Annotated in this window: 21 protein-coding genes, 1 tRNA gene and 1 pseudogene; 12 read left to right on the top strand and 11 right to left on the bottom strand. The window is 68.6% G+C overall.

Features of this window, described 5'->3' with window-relative positions:
- Positions 1-71: 71 nt before the first annotated feature.
- Complete coding sequence (locus ACOZ35_RS08330; RefSeq protein ID WP_424015909.1) at positions 72-851, bottom strand: HAD-IIA family hydrolase; 780 nt, start codon at positions 849-851, stop codon at positions 72-74.
- Between the two features lie 156 nt (positions 852-1,007).
- Between ACOZ35_RS08330 and ACOZ35_RS08325 the strand changes: the two genes are divergently transcribed.
- The 4 genes from ACOZ35_RS08325 (at position 1,008) to ACOZ35_RS08310 (ending at position 3,812) form a co-directional block, all read left to right on the top strand.
- Positions 1,008-1,781: a GTP cyclohydrolase III gene (locus ACOZ35_RS08325; RefSeq protein WP_424015908.1), complete on the top strand. Its 774-nt coding sequence runs from the start codon at positions 1,008-1,010 to the stop codon at positions 1,779-1,781.
- 107 nt (positions 1,782-1,888) lie between these two features.
- Positions 1,889-2,128: a hypothetical protein gene (locus ACOZ35_RS08320; RefSeq protein ID WP_004596760.1), complete on the top strand. Its 240-nt coding sequence runs from the start codon at positions 1,889-1,891 to the stop codon at positions 2,126-2,128.
- 241 nt (positions 2,129-2,369) lie between these two features.
- Complete coding sequence (locus tag ACOZ35_RS08315) at positions 2,370-3,281, top strand: 1,4-dihydroxy-2-naphthoyl-CoA synthase (protein WP_424015907.1); 912 nt, start codon at positions 2,370-2,372, stop codon at positions 3,279-3,281.
- Positions 3,282-3,368: 87 nt separating this feature from the next.
- Entirely contained in the window at positions 3,369-3,812 is a 444-nt protein-coding gene (locus ACOZ35_RS08310; protein ID WP_424015906.1) for a CBS domain-containing protein, read from the top strand.
- Between the two features lie 28 nt (positions 3,813-3,840).
- Here ACOZ35_RS08310 and ACOZ35_RS08305 read toward each other — a convergent pair whose 3' ends face one another.
- Complete coding sequence (locus ACOZ35_RS08305) at positions 3,841-6,129, bottom strand: nitric-oxide reductase large subunit (RefSeq protein WP_424015905.1); 2,289 nt, start codon at positions 6,127-6,129, stop codon at positions 3,841-3,843.
- Positions 6,130-6,370: 241 nt separating this feature from the next.
- Between ACOZ35_RS08305 and ACOZ35_RS08300 the strand changes: the two genes are divergently transcribed.
- Positions 6,371-6,841: a MoaD/ThiS family protein gene (locus tag ACOZ35_RS08300; RefSeq protein WP_424015904.1), complete on the top strand. Its 471-nt coding sequence runs from the start codon at positions 6,371-6,373 to the stop codon at positions 6,839-6,841.
- 696 nt (positions 6,842-7,537) lie between these two features.
- On the opposite strand, the gene ACOZ35_RS08295 is transcribed toward ACOZ35_RS08300, so the two are convergent.
- The 4 genes from ACOZ35_RS08295 to ACOZ35_RS08280 form a co-directional block, all read right to left on the bottom strand.
- Positions 7,538-7,622: transfer RNA gene (locus ACOZ35_RS08295), tRNA-Leu, on the bottom strand.
- 51 nt (positions 7,623-7,673) lie between these two features.
- Positions 7,674-8,045 (bottom strand): ferredoxin, encoded by a 372-nt coding sequence (locus ACOZ35_RS08290; protein ID WP_424015903.1) that lies wholly within the window; start codon positions 8,043-8,045, stop codon positions 7,674-7,676.
- 85 nt (positions 8,046-8,130) lie between these two features.
- Positions 8,131-8,370 carry a DUF7508 domain-containing protein gene (locus ACOZ35_RS08285; protein WP_017344186.1) on the bottom strand — a complete coding sequence of 80 codons (240 nt, stop codon included), beginning with the start codon at positions 8,368-8,370 and terminating at the stop codon, positions 8,131-8,133.
- A 19-nt stretch (positions 8,371-8,389) separates the two neighbouring features.
- On the bottom strand, positions 8,390-8,848 hold the full coding sequence (locus ACOZ35_RS08280; protein ID WP_424015902.1) for a DUF5796 family protein: 459 nt from the start codon (positions 8,846-8,848) through the stop codon (positions 8,390-8,392).
- 158 nt (positions 8,849-9,006) lie between these two features.
- Here ACOZ35_RS08280 and ACOZ35_RS08275 point away from each other — a divergent pair, with 158 nt between their 5' ends.
- From ACOZ35_RS08275 to ACOZ35_RS08255, 5 genes are all read left to right on the top strand, one after another.
- The gene (locus ACOZ35_RS08275; protein ID WP_424015901.1) at positions 9,007-10,365 is read left to right on the top strand and encodes a hypothetical protein; all 1,359 of its coding nucleotides are present in this window, start codon (positions 9,007-9,009) and stop codon (positions 10,363-10,365) included.
- On the top strand, positions 10,362-10,823 hold the full coding sequence (locus ACOZ35_RS08270) for a hypothetical protein (RefSeq protein WP_424015900.1): 462 nt from the start codon (positions 10,362-10,364) through the stop codon (positions 10,821-10,823). The genes ACOZ35_RS08275 and ACOZ35_RS08270 overlap by 4 nt, the downstream gene beginning before the upstream one ends.
- Positions 10,820-11,476 carry a hypothetical protein gene (locus ACOZ35_RS08265; RefSeq protein WP_424015899.1) on the top strand — a complete coding sequence of 219 codons (657 nt, stop codon included), beginning with the start codon at positions 10,820-10,822 and terminating at the stop codon, positions 11,474-11,476. The genes ACOZ35_RS08270 and ACOZ35_RS08265 overlap by 4 nt, the downstream gene beginning before the upstream one ends.
- Positions 11,477-11,565: 89 nt before the next feature.
- Complete coding sequence (locus tag ACOZ35_RS08260; protein ID WP_424015898.1) at positions 11,566-12,477, top strand: shikimate kinase; 912 nt, start codon at positions 11,566-11,568, stop codon at positions 12,475-12,477.
- A 41-nt stretch (positions 12,478-12,518) separates the two neighbouring features.
- Complete coding sequence (locus tag ACOZ35_RS08255; protein ID WP_424015897.1) at positions 12,519-12,812, top strand: chorismate mutase; 294 nt, start codon at positions 12,519-12,521, stop codon at positions 12,810-12,812.
- Between the two features lies 1 nt (position 12,813).
- Here ACOZ35_RS08255 and ACOZ35_RS08250 read toward each other — a convergent pair whose 3' ends face one another.
- Complete coding sequence (locus ACOZ35_RS08250) at positions 12,814-13,167, bottom strand: type II toxin-antitoxin system PemK/MazF family toxin (protein WP_424015896.1); 354 nt, start codon at positions 13,165-13,167, stop codon at positions 12,814-12,816.
- The gene (locus tag ACOZ35_RS08245; protein WP_424015895.1) at positions 13,160-13,396 is read right to left on the bottom strand and encodes a hypothetical protein; all 237 of its coding nucleotides are present in this window, start codon (positions 13,394-13,396) and stop codon (positions 13,160-13,162) included. The genes ACOZ35_RS08250 and ACOZ35_RS08245 overlap by 8 nt, the downstream gene beginning before the upstream one ends.
- A gap of 600 nt (positions 13,397-13,996) precedes the next feature.
- On the opposite strand from ACOZ35_RS08245, the gene ACOZ35_RS08240 reads away from it, so the two are divergent.
- Positions 13,997-14,959 (top strand): anion permease, encoded by a 963-nt coding sequence (locus ACOZ35_RS08240; RefSeq protein ID WP_424015894.1) that lies wholly within the window; start codon positions 13,997-13,999, stop codon positions 14,957-14,959.
- 122 nt (positions 14,960-15,081) lie between these two features.
- Here the strand turns inward: ACOZ35_RS08240 and ACOZ35_RS08235 are convergent, their stop codons facing one another.
- From ACOZ35_RS08235 to ACOZ35_RS08225, 3 genes and pseudogenes are all read right to left on the bottom strand, one after another.
- Complete coding sequence (locus ACOZ35_RS08235; RefSeq protein WP_424015893.1) at positions 15,082-16,788, bottom strand: hypothetical protein; 1,707 nt, start codon at positions 16,786-16,788, stop codon at positions 15,082-15,084.
- Positions 16,789-16,994: 206 nt separating this feature from the next.
- Positions 16,995-17,366, bottom strand: a pseudogene (locus ACOZ35_RS08230) (type II toxin-antitoxin system PemK/MazF family toxin).
- The gene (locus tag ACOZ35_RS08225) at positions 17,261-17,656 is read right to left on the bottom strand and encodes a CopG family ribbon-helix-helix protein (RefSeq protein ID WP_424015892.1); all 396 of its coding nucleotides are present in this window, start codon (positions 17,654-17,656) and stop codon (positions 17,261-17,263) included. The pseudogene ACOZ35_RS08230 and the gene ACOZ35_RS08225 overlap by 106 nt, the downstream one beginning before the upstream one ends.
- Positions 17,657-17,760: 104 nt before the next feature.
- Here ACOZ35_RS08225 and ACOZ35_RS08220 point away from each other — a divergent pair, with 104 nt between their 5' ends.
- Complete coding sequence (locus ACOZ35_RS08220; protein ID WP_424015891.1) at positions 17,761-18,672, top strand: hypothetical protein; 912 nt, start codon at positions 17,761-17,763, stop codon at positions 18,670-18,672.
- Positions 18,673-18,707 lie beyond the last annotated feature (35 nt).

The raw sequence follows: 18,707 nt of genomic DNA, 5'->3' as shown, positions 1-18,707 counted from the left end.
GAGCGGTACACTCGCCGGTACATAACTGTTGCCCACACGGCGAACGTAATCGGCGGCCCGTTTCGCGGTCCTCAGCCGACCACGCGGTCGATCTCGCCGAGGTGGTCGATCACGTGGTCCGGGTCGATCTCAGACGCGGCGAGGTCCGCTTCGTCGGTGACGCCCGAGCGGACGAGGACCGTCGTCATCCCGGCGCGCTCGCCGAGCGCGATGTCCGTGTCGAGCCGGTCGCCGACGACGAGGCACTCCTCGGCGGGGTAGGGGAGCCGCTCGCGCACCATCTCGATCGCGGTGTCCGAGGGCTTGCCGAGGACGGCGTCGGGCTCCCGTTCGGCGACGCCGGCAATGGCGTTGATCACGGCGCCGGACCCGGGCACGTCGCGCTCGGGGGCGGGGATCACCACGTCGGGGTCGGTGCCGATGAACGCGATGTCGCGCTCCAAGGCCCACAGCGCCGTACAGAGGTCGTCGTAGTCGAACTCGTGGTCGATGGAGGCGATCAGGGCGTCGGCGGCGTCGACGTCGTCGGTCGTCGAGAGGCCGGCGTCCGCGAACTGGTCGAGCAGTCCCGGAGCGGCGATGCAGAGCAGGTCGTCGTCCCCGTGGTGCTCTCGGAGGTACCGCGTCGTCACGCTGCCGGCCGTAACGACGCGGTCGGCGTCCACGTCGTACCCCGCCGCGCCGAGGCGGTCGACGTACGCCGGCGGCGCCTTCGTCGGGTTGTTCGAGACGAACAGCGTCTCGATACCGGCCTCCCGGAGTCGCCGGTACCCCGCCGGGGCGCCCGGGATCGGGTCGTTGCCGCGCACCACCGTGCCGTCGACGTCGATGACGGCGCCGCTGTATGTCATACTCCGACTGCGGGCGCCACGGCCGTAGGGGTTGCGCCTGCGTCCGGGGCGAGGGATGCTCCCGGGGCCGGACCGCATCGATCACGAACTCGGTACCGGTCCCACCTTCGGGATAACGGAAGGGTAAAGCGGCAGCGTTCCGTATCGGTGTTCACTGTGACGACGACTCAGGTGACCCTCGTCCAGATCGACAACTACGGACCGTGGACGACGACGCCGGAGCCGCGCCGGGAGATGGACCTCCAGACGCTCCAGTCGCGGCTTTTCGCCGACGTCGCCCAGTTCCTCGGCCACCGCGACGCCTACGTCTTCTTCACTAGGTTCGACAACATGATCGCGGTGACGAACGGCGTCGACGGCGCGGCCCACGCGACCCTTCAGGAGTCGATCGGCAACCGCTACCCGGTCAGCGTGAGCCTCGGGACCGCCGTCGCCGAGCGCCCCGTCGACGCGCTCGAAGCGGCGAACCGGCGGCTTCAGACGGCGGGGAGCGCCCAAGACGAGAGCCGGACCGAGGTGCTCGCCGGCGAGTACCTCTCCGAGACGGAGCGGTCGGACCTTCAGGTCGCGCACTTCGACGTGGTCAACGCGACCGGCAAGTACACCGACCAGCTCAACGAGTTTGACACGTTCATCAACATCGAACGGGCGTACGGCTCGCTGATGCGCCACCTCCGCGAGGCGCACGGCGCCCTCTCCTTCTTCGTCGGCGGCGACAACATCATCGCGGTCTGTCCCGACCTTCCCGAGTCGGCGTTCTCGTCGGCGGTCGCCCACGTCGCGGACGAAGTCGACATTGAGCTCCAGGTCGGCGTCGGCCGCGGCGCCTCCGCCCACGAGGCCGGCTTCGCGGCCAAACACGCGCTCGAAGACTGCCGACACGACGGGACGAGCGTCGAGCTGTTCGGCGCACCTGCCGCCGGCGATTAGCGGATTCGGCCGCCCAGTCAGTCGGTTTCGTGGCGCCGAATCGAAGATTCAAAACTGATAATTTCGGTGCGAGGTTTTTATACACCCGTCGGAAACCCCCGGTTAGCATGTCAGAGGAGATAGTGTTCGTCTGTACGGCGGACGGCTGTGACGAGGGCCCGTGGGAGGGCTCGCACGACGCGATGGCACACTGCTCCGAGCATCCGGACCACGGCTACACCGGGATGCCGCGGTCGGAGATCGACCCGACCCGCGAGGTGATCCCCGCGACCGCGACGCGGAAACGCGACAACCGCAACCTCCAGCACAAGGGGCACCCAAAGGGTGCGTACGCGCAGAACGACTGACGAGTCTCGACGGGCGAGCCGCGACGCCGGCGTCCGTCCCAGACGCTGGGAGCGGCTCCCCGTCCTCGTCGCGGGGCGCGAGGAAGAACTCTCCCTCTGAGCGGGGCGATCCCTGTTCCGTTTCCCTGCTGTTGCGGTTACTCCCTCCGTTTCCCTGCTGTTGCGGTTGCCCCTGTTCCGTTCCCTTTCTGTTCCGTCCGATCCGACGCCGTTTATGAGCCGGCCGGACGTACGAGCCGCCATGGTCTCGGAGATCTTCGATCCCGACGCGTGGGAGTCCGTCACCGACGAGTTCGACGACATCACCTACCACCGCGCCGTCGACGTCCCCGCGGTCCGGATCGCCTTCGACCGCCCGGCGGTCCGCAACGCCTTCCGGCCCGGGACGGTCGACGAACTGTACGCCGCGCTCGACCACGCGCGCAAGCAGGCGGACGTCGGCACGGTTCTCCTCACCGGGAACGGTCCCTCGGAGAAGGACGGCGGCTGGGCGTTCTGCTCGGGCGGCGACCAGTCGGTCCGCGGCGGCTCCGGCTACGAGTACCGCGACGACGACGAGGCGGGCGACGACGACGACGACCTCGTGCGCTCGGCGCGGGCGGGCCGGCTCCACATCCTCGAAGTCCAGCGGCTGATCCGCTTCATGCCGAAGCCGGTCGTCGCGGTCGTCCCCGGCTGGGCGGTCGGCGGCGGCCACTCGCTGCACGTCGTCTGCGACATGACCCTCGCCAGCGAGGAGCACGGGAAGTTCCTCCAGACCGACCCCGACGTGGGCTCGTTCGACGGCGGGTTCGGCTCCGCGTACCTCGCGCAACAGATCGGCCAGAAGAAGGCCCGAGAGGTGTTCTTCCGCGGGAAAACCTACTCCGCGGAGGAGGCCGAAGACATGGGGATGGTCAACGAGGTCGTCGAACACGAGGAGCTGGAGGACGTGGCGCTGGAGTGGGCCGACGAGATGACCCGGAAGTCGCCGACCGCGATGCGGATGCTGAAGTACGCGTTCAACATGGCCGACGACGGGATGGTCGGCCAGCAGGTGTTCGCGGGCGAGGCGACGCGGCTCGCGTACATGACCGAGGAGGCCCAGGAGGGCCGCGACGCGTTCTTAGAGGGTCGGGAGCCGCAGTTCCGCGAGTACCCCTGGCACTACTGAGCGGCGGCCGCGAAGCGCGACTTGGCAGCAGACCGGCGTCGCCCGTCCCGCAGCCACCTACAAGTACCCCGCCGCGGTACCTCCGCTATGCTCGTCGAGGAGGTGATGACGACGGACCTCGTGACCTGCGACGTCGACGCCACGGTCCGGGACGCCACGGAGTCGATGCTCCGCAACCGAATCGGCAGCGTCGTCGTCACGGACGGCGGGACGCCCGCCGGGATCCTCACCGAGAGCGACGTCCTCCACGCCGGATACGTTACCGACGACCCCCTATCGGCTATTCCGGTTCGTGAAGCCGCGAGCGCCCCACTCGTTACCGTTCGGCCGAGCGCGACGCTCCGGAGCGCGACGGAGCGCATGCGCTCGGAGGGCGTCAAGAAGCTCGTCGTCGTCGACGGCGTGACGCCCGAGGGGATCATCACCACGCAGGACATCGTCGACAACTACGCCGGGATCCGCCGGGAGGTCCACGACATCGCGACGGACGCGACCGGCTGGTCGGAGCGGTCCGATCGGCTCCGCGACTGAGGACCGTCCGCCCCCGGGAAGCGGCCCGTCAGTCGTCGTCGCCGACGATCCCCTCCGCGACCGCCATGTCGTCGACGCTGGGGTCGTCCTCCGACGCGCGGAGGACGAACCGCTTGCGGATCAGGTCGGCGACGTAGATGGACGTCCCGATGATGATCAGCGTGTCGCCGGGGAGCCGCGCCCAGAACAGCGTCTGGACGAGGTCGCCCTCGTAGAACGCGAGGCTCCGGGCCGCGGCGTAGCTCTCCGTGAACGCGACGTCGAGCTGGAGGAACCCGACGGGGAGGACGGAGACGAACACCATCAGCGCGAGCCCGACGTTCCAACACCAGAACGCCGCGCGGAGCCACGAGCCGTCCCAGCGCTCGGGGTCGATCGACAGCTGGAGCATGTACGTCACCATGCCGAGCGCGAGGAAGCCGAACGCGCCGAACATCGCGGCGTGGGCGTGGCCGACGGTGAGGTACGTCCCGTGCTCGTAGTAGTTGATCAGCGGGAGGTTGATGAAGAAGCCGAGGACGCCGGCCCCGACGAAGTTCCACACTCCGCTGGCGACGATGAACATGAAGGGGAGCTTGTACGGGAAGCCCGTCTCGCTCATCGCGCGGTACTGCCCGATGGCCTCGTAGAGGATGAAGATCAGCGGGAGCAGCTCTAAGGTCGAGAAGACGCTGCCGATCGGCACCCAGTAGTCGGGCATCCCGATCCACCAGTAGTGGTGCGAGACGCCGATGACGCCCGTCCCCATCACGAGGAGGGCCTGAAGCATCACCGCCTTCTCGGCGCTGCGCCGCGAGAGCAGGTTCATCGACACTAGAGTGAGCCCGATGATGGCGACGATGAAGAACTCGAAGGCGCCCTCGACCCACATGTGGACGACCCACCAGCGCCAGAACTCCGTGACGGCGATGTTCGTCGACGGCGTGAACATGAACCCGGCGACGAACAGCAGGGTGATCGAGCCGCCCGCGTAGAGGATCATGTGCGCGAGCCCGTACACCGGCTCGCGGTCGAGCAGCGGCTTGAGCCCGCGGATCGCGAGGATCGCCCACAGGATGAACCCGGCGAGCAGGCCGCCCTGCCACACCTTCCCGACTTCGAGGTACTCTAACCCCTCGTTGCCGAGCAGCCACCAGAGCTTGCCCGGGAGGTAGCCGTTCGCGCCGAGCCAGATGCCGCCCATCCCGCCGACCACGACGACGACGAGCGCGCCGAGGAGGACGCTCACGTACGTCCCCTGCCGCTTCGGCTCGTGGCCGGTGAGCAGCGGCGGGAGGAACAGCCCGGCGCCGAGCCACGTCGACGCGATCCAGAGGATGCCCAGATCGATGTGCCACGTCTTCGCGATGGAGAAGGGGAGCAGCTGGAGGATGTGTATCCCGAAGGCCTGCTCGATCCCGAAGAACCCGGCCCGCTCGATGTAGAAGTGCGCGAGCAGGCCGCCCAACAGCACTTGGGCTAAGAACAGTCCCGCCGCGATGGGGATGAACCGGAGCGCAGCGCGCTGGCTCGGGAAGACGCTCACGTCGCCGGGCTTGGGAACCGAGATCCCCTCCGAGGAGGGCTCGGGGAGCTTCACCGATTTATAAAGGAGGATCGCGGCGCCCGCGGCGCCGACGAGTAACACCATCGCGATGACGCTCCATATCATCGCCGAGCCGGTGGCGTCGTTGCCGGCGCCGGGCGCGTAGGGCCACTCGTTGGTGTACGAGTGGTCGGCGTTCGGGCGGTCGGTGTGCGAGAACCACGCGGTCCACAGCGCGAAGTCCGCGAACGCCTCGGCCTCCGCCTCCGAGCCGATCATCTCGACCGGGACGCCGCGGTCGTGGTCGCCCTCGTGGTAGCGCTCGACGTACGTCTCGCGCACCTGCTCGTGGGCGTACAGCTCCGCGGCGGAGTACTCCACGACGTCACCGCCGTCGTGCGACTCGTCAAGCTCGTCGCGCACGAGCGCGTCGACCCGCGACTGCTCGCCTGAGTCGAGATCGTCGTACGCCGCGCCGTACTCGGCGTCGGCGTAGTACTCGCGCATGTGTTGGGTCTTCAGCTCCAGCGTCTCGGCGGTGTAGTCCTCGCCGTAGTACGCGCCGTTGCCGAGGATCGACCCGTGGTTCATCAGCCCGTACTGCTGGAACGCCTCCTTCCCGTCCTGGACCTCGGCCCCTGTGACGACCGTCTCGCCGTCGGGGCCGACGACCTCGTCGGGTATCGGCGGCGCCTCCTGATACGCGAACCACGCCCCGGCGCCCATCACGACCAGGTTGAGCAGGAACGCCGCGACGATGACCTTCGCAATCGTCTTGCGTGTGAGCTCCATCGGGTGTGCGTACCGCCGAGACCGCCTATGCGTTTAGCGGCAACATGTTCGGTCGGATTCTCGACCGTCGAAACCGCTTCAGTCGGGCGATTTCGACCCTCTCGGACCGGTGTCGTCGAGGCCCCCGAACGAGACCCGCGCGTTCGAGGGCGCAGCCGACCGATCTCGCCCCGAACCGGCCGACATCTCTGCGAACATGTTCGCAACCCGTCTTACCCGGGACGGTCGCGTACGGTCGCGTATGTCTCAGACCAGCGAGGTGGCCGAGCCGGCGGCGACCGAGTCAGAGCGGAGCGCGGCCGAAACGGAGACGGGTGGAGACGAGACGGAAGCGACCGCGACCGAGGCGGAGACGACCGTCACCGTGCGGTGTACCGGTCACGTGCGCACGGAGCTCGACGTGTACGAGTTCGAGTACACCTTCGAGGGCGACACGCTCCGCGCGTTTCTCGACGAGTTGTTCGAGGACTACCCGCAGCTCCAGGACATGCTGATCGCGGAGTCGGAGTCCGACGCGACCCACAGCGGCTGGGCGCCGACGCCGGAGGAGCTGCCGGGCACGTGGTCGAAGAACCCGGTCGGCGAGCAGACCATCGCGTACGCCCGGATCCTCGTCAACGGCCACTTCAACGAGAACGAGAACGGCTTCGACACGAAGTTGGAGGAGGGCGACCGCGTCGCGCTCGTCTACCCCTTCATGTTCTGCTGTTAATCGGGCCGGATCGATGTCCCGGGGTCGCGGTGATATTCTCAAACCCCTTCAGTCGTTCAGTTCTAACTGGTTGCGAGGAGATCGGCGGCAAACACCTCCAAAGCCCCAGTCGCGAGGACTCGCGCGGCTCGCTGTGCGCTTCAGTCGCTCGCTTCGCTCGCTCCTTCCAGTGCTTGCGTCGCCGTGCTTCGTCCTCGCGACTGCCCCTTTGAGTCCCGCCCCGCCACGGCACCGCACAGCACCTCTCACCTCCCCAGCCTCGTCGCTGGCGGCTGTTGCCGCCAGCGACTCCCTCGCGCGTGCTCCTCGCGCCCGGTGGGCGCTCGGAGGCACGCAGTGAGGCGCGACGCGCCTCTTGCAGCCGGCGGCGGAGCCGCCGGCGACGCCACCGCGTCCGGTTTATAAGTGGCCGTGGCTGTCACTCATGAATCGCTCGCCGCAGCAATGCGGGGGAAGGGATTCGAACCTCACTCACTCCGCTCGCTGCGCTCGCTTCGTTCCCTGCTTCGAATCCCTTTTGTCTGATTGCTGTCGCTCGCGAGTTGCTCGCGACAGCAATGCGGGGGAAGGGATTCGAACCAACGAAAGACGGTCCGGGCATGCGGCTCGCTCCGCTCGCCGGTCCGGGCTGCGACTTTCTGGGTTCGAACCCTTCCTTGTCTACACCTGCGGCTCGCGAATTGCTCGCCGCAGGAGTGCGGGGGAAGGGATTCGAACCCTCGAACCTCTACAGGAGCGGATCTTAAGTCCGCCGCTTTTGGCCAGGCTCAGCCACCCCCGCGCGGATTCGGCTACCGGCGGCGGGGTAAAACCCCTTTCGGAAGTCCGGGCGCTACCAGTCGACCGAGAGCGTCCCGTCGCCGTGGGGGTCCGGCGCGATCTCCTCGTCCGTCCGGCGGTCGACGACGTGGATCACGCCCGCGTCCTTCTTGGCGGGACACGCCTCGGCCGCGCGGACGTTCTCCTCTAAGTCCTCCTCGCCGATGTAGTACGCCTCCGGCTTCGCCATCCCGCTCACGACGTCCATCACCCAGTTGTCCGCGACCTCCGCGCACTTGCCCGCCCCGAAGCACTTGTTCGCCTCGAAGACGATCTTGTACGGCTTCTCCTCGATCGGCGGCCCCTCGCCGCCGATGTCGCTGGCGCGGAGCACTTCGTCGCCCCCGTCGGTCGCGGCCTCGTCGCCGTCGGCCTCGTCGCTCATATCGCTCCCTCGGCGGCCGCGGAACTTTCGTCTGTCGGTCGTTCCCGTGCGCTCGGGAGGGGTGGAGCCGAAACGGGCGAGACCGTCACTCTTCGACGTGGTCCGCGAGCAGCCGCTCGGCGTGGTCGGGCGAGTCGGCCAGCTCCCAGCGCACCTTCGCGGCGTCGCCGTACGCGAGCGCCTCCTTCAGCTCGTCGCGGAGGACGCCCGTGCCGAACCCGACCGTGTCGCCGTCGGCGTCGCCGAGCTCGTACAGCGCGTAGCGGTCCGGGGCGCTCCCGACCGTCGATCGGTCGAGGTCGCGCCAGGGTTTCGCGAGGCTCATTTCGGTAACTACGGGGCGATCACCGGTGCGCGTCGAGACCGTCCTCGGGGCCCTCGACGATCTCGTAGCTCCCCTCGGTCCAGCCGTCCTCGACGAAGACGAACACGCGCCCGCCGGCGACCTCGGGGTCGGCGACGACCTCGTTGCGCTGCCCCTCGCGGCCGACGATCACGCCGGGGAACACCTCGTCGCGCTCGCCGTCCTCGACGATGACGCGGCCGACGCCGGACTCTTCGAGGATCTCGTCGTCGGTCTTGTAGTCGTTCACGTACGTCATCACGCCCTCCGTCTCCGTGGGGTCGGTGACGAGGACGTGGGTCTCCTTGCCGGGGCCGGCGGTCACCGATCCCTCGGCCGACTCGGGGACGCCCCGGTAGAGGGTCGTCCGGCCGTCGAGGTACTCGATGACGACGCCCTCCTCGCGGAGGTCGACGCCGATCGACGTCGGCGGCACGTCGCTGCGTGATGGCGCGGACATACGCGACGCTCGGAGTGCCGGCCTCAAAAGGGACGCGCTCGGGGGTCGCGCCGGACCGCGCCCGCAGACGACTCGACCGAGACGGTGCGTGACGGGGCGCCCTCAGGCGCGAGAATCGGCGTGCCACATTTAAGTTCCTGCCGCGGGGAGTGCGTGTCATGGAACGGACGCGACGGACGCTTCTCGGCGTCGGCGCCGCCCTCGTCGGGACCGCCGGGTGTCTCGGCGTCGAGGGCGTCGAATACCCCGACGACCCCGAGGGCGCCGACGCGCCGGGCGACGGGGACGACCCCGGCGACCCGCCCGAAGACGGCCCTCCCGACGACCCGCCCGAGCAGACCGACGGCGATCCGCCGGCCACGAACGCCGCGCTCGCGGACGCGACCCGCGCGGTCGTCGACGACGCGGTGTGGTTCGCGACCGAGTACCCGGACGCGGTGGCGACCTACCGCGACGCGGTCGCCGACGCGGCCTCGACCGTCCGGTCGGTCCGCGAGACCGTCGACGAGGAGGCGGAAATCACGTCCGAACAGGTCGACGCGGTCGCGACTGCCGGCGAGACTGCCGCCGATCGCGCGAGCAAGGCCCTCGAACCGCACTTCTCGCCCGGCCCCCGGATCCGCGCCCGCGTCGACCGCCACGTCGAGGTCCTCCGTGAGTTCGCCCCTCGCGGGGACGTCGACCGCGCCCTTGAGGAACTCGATCGGATGCGCACCGGACTCGCGAGCATCGGCACGGCCACGTACGTCGAGGAGGCCTTCTCTCGAAACCCGATTCACAACCGGCTGTTTCGACGGCTGCTGGCGCCGCTACCGCCGGACGATCCCGAGCGCGGACGCGTCACCACCGGAACGCTCGTCGAGCTCGCCGTCGCGAGCCGCGACTTCTCGACGTTCGCGCACCGACCGTACGACCGGGACGAGGTCGACCGCGACCGGATCCCGCGGATCTACGGGGACGCGTTCGCCCCCGAGCGACGACGAGAACTGCGCGCTCGCCTCGGCCCGATCCCGCAGCCGGAAGACCGCGTCGAGGAGCTGTTCGTCGCGTTCGCCGACCGCCCGCCGCTGGGGAACCGCCGCCGGGAAGCGTTCGAGGGCTGGGCCCGCGAGCTCGACGGCGTCCCGGTCCACGTCCAGCGGTACCCGGACGCCGAGACCGCCGAGGCGCGGCTCTCGACGGCCCTCGACGAGGGCGCGACGGAGGGCCGCGCGTCGATCGACCCCGAGGCCACCCTCGCCGGCTCTGACTTCGACGGGAACGCGTCCGATGGCGGGAACGCCTCCACGGAAGAGAACGGTTCCGGGCCGGACGACGGTCCGACCGCCTGGCACCGCTTCTACCACCGCGAGGCGGAGGGCGAGCGGTACGGCTTCGACGAGCACGCCGGCGTCCAGTACGGCTACGTCGTCCGGGCGGGCGAGTTCCTGCTCGCGACCGGCTTCTCCGGCGACGCGTGGGAGGAGCGGACCGGCTGGCACGGCCGATTACGGCACGGGTGGGTGACCGGCGCATGAACGCGAACCAGATCGGCCTCGTGGCCGCGGCGTTCGCCTTGGTCGGCGCCGGCGTCGGGATCGTCGCCGCGGCCGCGACGGGCTGGGCGGAGGCCGCGCTCGCGACCGCCGCGACCGGCGAGACGGCGCGGTTCGGGCCGGTGTTCGTCGCGCAGTCGTACCTCGCCGCGACCGCGACCGTTCTCATCGCGGCGGTCCCGCTGGCCGGCTTCCTCGGCGTCCTCGTCGGATCGCGGGCTCGCAGCGTTGTCGGCGCGGCGACGACCTGCGGGCTCGGGACCGGCCTCGGCGCGCTGGCGTACGGGCTGATCGCGGTCACGGTGATCGTCGTCTCGCAGGGCGACGCCGCCGCGCAGGCGCACGGGCTCGCGGATGCGGCCCTGCCGACGCTCGCGACCGCGTTCGTCTCCGGCGCCGTCGGGGCGTCGACCGGGGTACTCGGGACGGTGATGCGATGACCCCCGACCGAGACGGAGCGGACCGGAGCGGCGCCGACAGCCGCGACGCCGGCCGATCCGACCGACCGATCCGACGCGCGTCGCGCCGGGGGGTCATCGCGGTCGGCGCTGCCGGGCTGCTCGCCGGCTGTCTCGTGACTTCCGAGGAAGAGGGCTCCGACACCCGACAGACGGACGACGGCGACGGCGGTGACGATTCGGACGCGGACGGCGACGGCGGCGACGGGTCGAGCGACGACGGAGGATCCGGTGACGGCTCGGGAAGCGACGACGCCGACGAATCGACCCCTGATGAGGTCGGTCCCGACGGATCGGGACTCGTCGTCACCGACGCGTCGGTCTTGGGAGTGAGCGACGACGGGGGACGCACGACCGTTCGCGCGCGCCTGACCGTCGAGAACGCGGGGCGGTTCGAGTACGGCGTCGTCGAGTTCCGCGTCGACGCGTACGCGACGCCGGCGGGGTCGGACGAGCGCGAGGCGGTCGGGTTCGAGTACGACACCGAGCGGTTCACCGCCGAGAACCGGTTCGACGGCTCGCGGCCCCGACGGTTCACCGTCGAGATCACGTTCCCGAGCCGACGGAGCAACGTTCGGCCCGAGACGGACCGCTACGCCGTCGACGCGGCGGTCAGGCGCGCCGAGCCGATCTGAGGCGGCGGGTAGGGACGCAGCCGTGTTCCGCCCGGGAGAGTCTCGCCGTGATCGCTACCTCTTTGTCCGCGCTCGCGAGCCGTGAACCCATGGAGGGACGGGCGGCGGCGCTCGGCGCCGGGACGGTGTTGAACGCGCTCGCGACCGGCACGGGCGCGGCGTTCGGTATCGACGTCGAGACGCGCGCGACGGTCGAGCTCGACCCCGCGGCCGACGGCGTCGACGGGGAGATTGCCGAGGACGCCGACGCCGACACCGACCTGATCGAGCGCTGCGTCGCGCTCGCGACCGAGCGCTGGGGCGACGGCGAGGGCGGCCGCGTCCGGACCGACAGCGACGTGCCGCTGGCGGCCGGCCTCAAGAGCTCCAGCGCGGCCGCCAACGCGACCGTCCTCGCGACCTGCGACGCGCTCGGCCTCGTGGTCGGCGACGGCGACCGCGCAAGTGACGACCCGGACGACCCCGCGGTCGACGTCACCCGCCTGGAGGCGTGCCGGCTCGGCGTGCGAGCGGCCCGGGAGGCCGGCGTCACCGTCACCGGCGCGTTCGACGACGCGACCGCGTCGATGCTCGGCGGCGTCACCGTCACCGACAACGACGCGGACGAACTGCGCGTCCGCGAGGCGGTCGACTGGGACGTGCTGGTCTGGACCCCGCCCGAGCGAGCGTACAGCGCCGACGCCGACGTGGCGCGCTGCGAGGCTGTGGCGCCGATGGCCGACCTCGTCGCCGACCTCGCGCTCGACGGCCGGTACGGCGAGGCGATGACCGTGAACGGGCTGGCGTTCTCGGCCGCGCTCGGCTTCGACGCCGACCCCGCCGTCGAGGCGATGCCGCACGCCACCGCGGTGTCGTTGTCCGGCACCGGGCCGAGCGTCGTCGCCGTCGCGGACCCCGGCGACCCCGAGACGGACCTTGACGCGGTCGCCGACGCGTGGGGCGACCGCCCCGGTACGCTGCGCCGAACGACGACCAGAAACGACGGCGCGGCCGTCGAGTGAACACCCGCGAGTACACCACCCACCGACCCCACTATCCACCAATGAGCGACACACCCAACGCGGAGGACCGGAGCCTCGACGAACTGCGACAGGAGATCGAAGACATCGACCGCGAGATCGTCGAGCTGATCGCCCGCCGAACGTACGTCGCCGACACCGTGGCGGCCGTGAAAGAGCAGCGCGACCTCCCGACCACCGACGAGGGACAGGAGGAGCGCGTGATGGAGCGCGCCGGCGAGAACGCCGAGCGCTTCGACGTGGACGCGAACCTCGTAAAGGCGATATTCCGGCTACTTATCGAGTTGAACAAGGTGGAGCAAAGAGAGAACCGGTAGCTCAGTCGAGGTCGAGACTCAGCTGTAACGCCTCGTCGACTTCAGCCATCGTGGGCCCGTCGAGCGAACCGACGACCGAGTGAATCCGTTTCGGAACCGAGACTGTTCGAATCTGGTCGAGCCGGATTGCCGAATCCTTTTCGAGCGGTGACCCGCTCGCCTCGACGAACACCTCGAACGGATACTCGCGGTAGGTCCCCGTGACGGGCGCGACGATGGTCGTACTGGAGTTCCGGTTTCCGATATCGTTTTGAATGACCACGGCCGGCCGCGTCTTCTTCATCTCGTGTCCTTCGGCGGGGTCGAGTCGGACGATAACCACGTCGCCCCGTCGCACGTCCGTGCCGTCACTCATCGAGGCTTTCCCACGCTTCGTCGGACGTTCCGCTCCACTCCTCGGCGAGTGCCTCCGCGCTCTCGGAGGCCTCCCGATACGCGGCTGCCAGCTCGTCGTCGTCCGGCCGGTCGGACTCCACCTCAACGACGGCGACGGTTACGCGCTTGTTCGCGTACTCGGTGCCGAGATAGACTCGCCCTCGGTCGTCCGTTTCGTTCGTTTTGAGGTCTGTCGCGTCGACTTTCATCGATGAACAGTACGGACCCACCGCTGATATGTGTTGCCCACTATTACCCACGAATTTCCCCGTAGCGGGTACAGGTGTATTATGGATTTCAGCTACCTGAACAAAGTCGAACAGCGGGAGAACCGGTAGGCCGGGAACGCTCTCGAACCGCCGTCGACGCCGCCGAATTGGGAACGGAGGTGCCACTGTCGGGACTCTCGGGCGGTCACCGAAAGAATGAGAGGCGCGGCCGGCGCGTGCGGATCGCCGCGACCGCACCGCGGACGCGCTCTCCTACGTGTTGTCGCTCGGGCTGAACACCGATCGCGCGGTCGACAGCACCTCCGGAACGGCTCCCTTCGGTTGGTCGACCCACGGTGAGCGGACGGTTTTTTCCATGATGCGTTCAGGGGGAGAGTCCCCGGTGGTCTCTGGTCCCATAGTGAGTTCGCGGTGGATTTTGACGGCCCGACGCGAACGGCGCGTCGCCGCCTTGGCGGCGTTGCTGCGTCGCCCGATCCGGCGTGAGCGCATTCGGCTCCTGCCTGAAATCGCTGGCGGTCGAACGCCACCGGTTTCGTCACGCTTTACACCGCCCCGAACAGAGTCGCCGGCAACGACGTGGTATCGGTACTGCTTCTGACCGGCGCGTTCGTCGTTTCGTTCGCTGTCGCGGCGGTGACCGGCGCGAGCAGCGTCTCCGTCTCCATGGCGCCGGCGGTCGGGGCCAACTCGACGGGGGTGCTCCGTGGCGCGTTCCTCGTCGGACTGGTCGGGTTCGTTGGCGCCGTGGCCCAGGGCACGGCGGTGACGCGGGGGGTCGGGACCGAGATCGTCTCCGGACCCGTCTCCTTCGAGATGGGGACGATCGCCTTGATCGTCATCGGGCTGTACGTCGGCCTCGGGATCTACTTCGAGCACTCGATCCCCGTCGCGTTCTCAACCTTCGGCGCGATCGCCGGGGTCGGGCTGGCGGCGGGCTACAGCCCGAACCTCGACTACTGGTCGCTCACTATCACCTCGTGGATCGCCTCCGGTATCGCCGCCGTGTTCGTCGCGTACGGCCTGGTCGCCCTCATTCGTCGGTACGTGCCGGTGTCGGACCGGATGGACCGCTGGGTCGAGAACGCGGTCCTGTTCGGCGGGATCGTGTTCTCGTTTATCGGCGGCGGCAGTCAGGTGGGGCTGGCGGTGGGACCGCTCGTCGGGACCGTCAGCGAACTCGGCGTCGGAATCTTGCCGCTGATCGCCTTCGGAGGACTCGGTATCATGGTGGGCGCGTGGACGAAGAGTCCCGTCATGCTCCAAGCCGTCGGGCGGCAGTACGCCAGCCTCGGCCAGCGGACCTCTCTCGCGGTGCTTTTGACTGCGATCCCGACGGTTCAGATCATCGCCAACACGCTCGGCGTGCCGATCTCGTACAACCACATCATCATCAACAGCATCGCCGGATGCGGGTTCGCCGGCGCGGGCGCCGGCGTCGACACGCGCAAGTACGCCGGGACGCTCCTGAGCTGGCTGCTGACGCTGGTGGGTTCGACGGGAACGGCGTACTTGCTGTACCTCGCGACCCAACACCTCTGATAGCGCCCGTCGGCGACCAGCACCGGGCTGTTCCGCGTGGACGCCGTCCTCGTGAAAGCGATCGTCCGGCTGCTGATCGAGTTGACCAATCGAGGAACGGGAAAGCCGCTGACCCGGACGGCTCAGCTCACGCTCTTCGAAAGCTCGGCCCCCGCTTTGAATTTCACCTCGTTCGACGCACTTCCCGCGTTCACCAAGTGAAGCACCGGCGCATCCAGCGGACAGTGCGTCACGACGATCTCGCCGCCGGCCTCGTCGGTCTCTCCGCAGGAGCCGGCGTCGTCTCGCGACCGACTGCCGTCTCCCCAGCAGTACACCTCTCCGTCGGTGTCCTCCGAAAGCGTCCCCGCCTCGATTAGCGCACTGACCGTCCCCGTCTCTACTCGTGCCCCCCGGCGAGCCCGTTCACCAGATACCGACCGCGATACCAAGTCGGCGTACCCGTCGCCGCCCCTGTCGGTCGAGAAGTCGAAGCAACACTCGATGTCGACCACCTGCGTCTCACCCGCGACGGTCAACGCCGTCACCGACCCCTCGTACAGTCCGGCCGCGTCGAGGACCCACCCGCCCGTGTAGACGAGCTGCTCGGCGCTCCGACACCGCTTCACGTACAGCAGCGCCCGTATCGGAACCGGGCACTCGGGCGGCCGCACCATCACCTGACACACGATGGTCGGCGTCTCCGAACTCGCACCCGACTCCGGGCCCCACTCGGTCAAGTCGGACGGCTCGAACGCCTCGCCGTCAACGGGACAGACGAGAATAGACGTGCCCGCCTCAGCGCGCGGCGGGTCGTTCACAACGGTAACGCCGACGTCGGTCCGAGCCGAGCGGAGTCCGCCGCCCGTGTGATGCGGGCCGGACACGGCGGACCGCAGATGCCTCGGCGTACACACGTCGTCCGGACGGATTCTGGTGTCCCTGTCGTCGCAGTCACCGCCACCGTTACCGGAGGCCGTCTCCGCGCGGGCACCCCACGCGTACACCTTTCCGCCATCACCGTCAGCGGCCGCCCGGCCCGTGATGTAATCGATGAACCGCCGTGGAGTCACCTCCCGGGCGAGGCTCCCGTTCCCACCGGGCACTTCCGCGTCGGGCAGACACACGGTGAACCGTTCACCGATCGTCGGCGACCCCGACAGGTACTCGCCGAGCGCCGCCCGCTGCTCGTCGCTAAGCGGGTCACCTCCCGGCGGCGCGAGCCCCTCGGCGAGCGGGTTCTCCCCGCCGCGAGTTTCGGCCTCGTAAAGGGGATTACTACCGCTCTCCAGGCGTTCGATGTCTCCCTCCACGATCTCGAGAATCTCGTCGACGGCCACCGCCGCGTCGTCCCACTCGCCGTTTTCGACATTGTCCTGTGCCTGCCGGACGAGCTGCCCCCGGATCTCCGCGTTCTCCAGTACTGTCCGGCACACGTCGTCAGAACACCGCGCTACCGTCGCCTGTACCTCCTCGATAGTGTTCCCCATATCCGCGAGTTGGCTCCGGCCGGTGCGCGCAGAGCGCTTACTGATCGAGTCCGCCGCGGCCGTCGTCTGCGAGAGAAGTTTTCTCTCAAGCTCCAGCGCTGTCTCCCTGACGTCGACTTCGTCGTCTACCCCGTCGCCGTCCGAATCCGTGTCATCCGGGTCGGTGGCTGACCGGTTACTCCGGGGTGAATTGTAGTCTTCCAGCGTGACGGCCGTGACCCACGCTTCGAGCTCTACGTCGCCGGAGAGCGGTCCGGACGAAGCCGACACCGACGGGGTCAATCGGCTCACGTGCGGTTCCCCGAGCGACTCGTCGTCACCTGCGAACACCGCTGCGGGCGACGCCTTCGTACTCGTCACTCTCGACGCGACCCGGCTCAGGCACCCGCTCAATCCGCCGACCGCGACGACTCCGCTTGCCGCGAGAAGGCGACGACGGCTCATGGTAGCATGCGACAAGTCGCGTGCGCCACCATGTGGTCTTCGTGAACTCATGATCAGATCATGAAAGCGAAGGTACAGCATAAGCTTTCGTATATAATCGGTGTTGCGCAGCGGGAGCGCCGCTAGAGCTCTCGCAGCCCGAGGCTGTACCTGAGCGCCTCGTCGACTTCCCCCAGACGAGAGTCCGGAACGGAGCCGATATTCTCCCTGAGCCGGTGTCGGATCGACACCGTCCGAACCTAACTACAGAGCGGGACGGAGCCCTCTCGAAGCGGCGACTCCGCCGTTTCAACTATCACTTCGAACGGGTCACGCTCGTCGCCTCGCGCGGTCGTGAGTGGCACGACGACGGTCGTCGGTGCGTTCTCGTTCCCGACGTCGTTCTGGATTATTCGTCGCCGTCGCGGATCAGCATCACCTTCACCCGGCGAACGGCGTCGAAGTCGCGGAGGCGGTACGTCAGTTCGCGGACGCGCTCGGCGTCGCCACGGCAGAACAGCGATTCGAGACACCACTCGCCCTGATGGGTGTGGCTCGTGTTGAGGATCACGTCCTGGTACTCGTGTTGGGCGCCGTGGAGCTCCCGGATCACCTCGTGGTGGCGGTAGTCGAAGCCGACGAGCGCGACGACCTCGCCGGACGTCTCCTCGAGCCGCGAGTGCGACTCGACGAACTCCAGCATCGCCTCGCGCACCGCCCGCGACCGGTTCTCGATCCCCTCGTCTCGCCACGCCCGATCGAACTCCTCGACGAGCCCGTCGGGGATGTTGAAACTCGTTCGCATTACCTCGTCGTCGGACCCGGGGACACAAGAGGCTCCGTATTACGATCCCCCCGGTTCGGTACTAACAACCGCTAAACGGTCCCGTTCCCGACCCTCGACCAACGATGCTCCCAAGCGAACTGTTCGGACCGCTCGCGGGCGCGATCCTGCTCGGCGCGGTCCACGGCGTCGAACCGGGGCACGGCTGGCCCGTCGCCGCCTCCTACGCGCTCGACCAGACCAACAAGTGGCTGTACGGGTTCGCAGCGAGTCTCATCATCGGGCTCGGCCACCTCGTCAGCAGCATCGCGATGGTTGCGGTCTTCTTCTACGCGAAGAACTACTTCGATCTCACGCAGGTCAACGAGCCGATCACGGTGCTCGGCGACATCCAGATCGGCGGCCCGGTCAGCCTCGTCGCCGGCGTGCTGCTGATCGGGCTCGGCGTCCGCGAATACGCCCACGGGCATTCGCACGGATCTCCGGGTGAGGCGCACGATCACGCGACAGACCACGACTCGGAAGGGGATCACGACCACCACGAAGAGCATGACCACCACGACGAGCATGACCACCACGACGAGCATGACCACCACGTCGAGCACGACCACCACGACGAGCATGACCACCACGACCACGGCCACGGCCAGTCACACGATCACGACGGCGGCGGACGCCTCGCCAGTTTAAAAGGAATTCTCCCGTTCGTCGGCGGCGGCTCCCACTCGCACGGCGGCTTCGACGAGAGCGCCGACAGGGGGCTCCTCGGCATCGCGTGGTTCGCGTTCGTTCTCGGGTTCGCTCACGAGGAGGAGTTCGAGATCATCGCGCTGTGCGCCGGATCGAACTACTGCCTCGAACTGATGAGCGCCTACGCGCTCACCGTCATCGCGGGCATCGTCGGCCTCACCATGCTGCTGATCGCGGGCTATCACCGCTCCAAGGAGCGCGTCGAGCGGTTCACACCGTACCTGCCCGCGTTCTCCGCGGCGGTCCTGGTCGTCATGGGGATCGGGTTCATCGCCGGACTGTTCTGAGCCGCCGGCGTGTCCGGCGGTTCGGTGATCCGGAC

This window comes from Halorubrum xinjiangense, from assembly GCF_049604745.1.
Classification (GTDB): Archaea; Halobacteriota; Halobacteria; order Halobacteriales; family Haloferacaceae; genus Halorubrum; species Halorubrum xinjiangense_A.
This window is presented reverse-complemented; position numbering and strand designations above follow the sequence as displayed.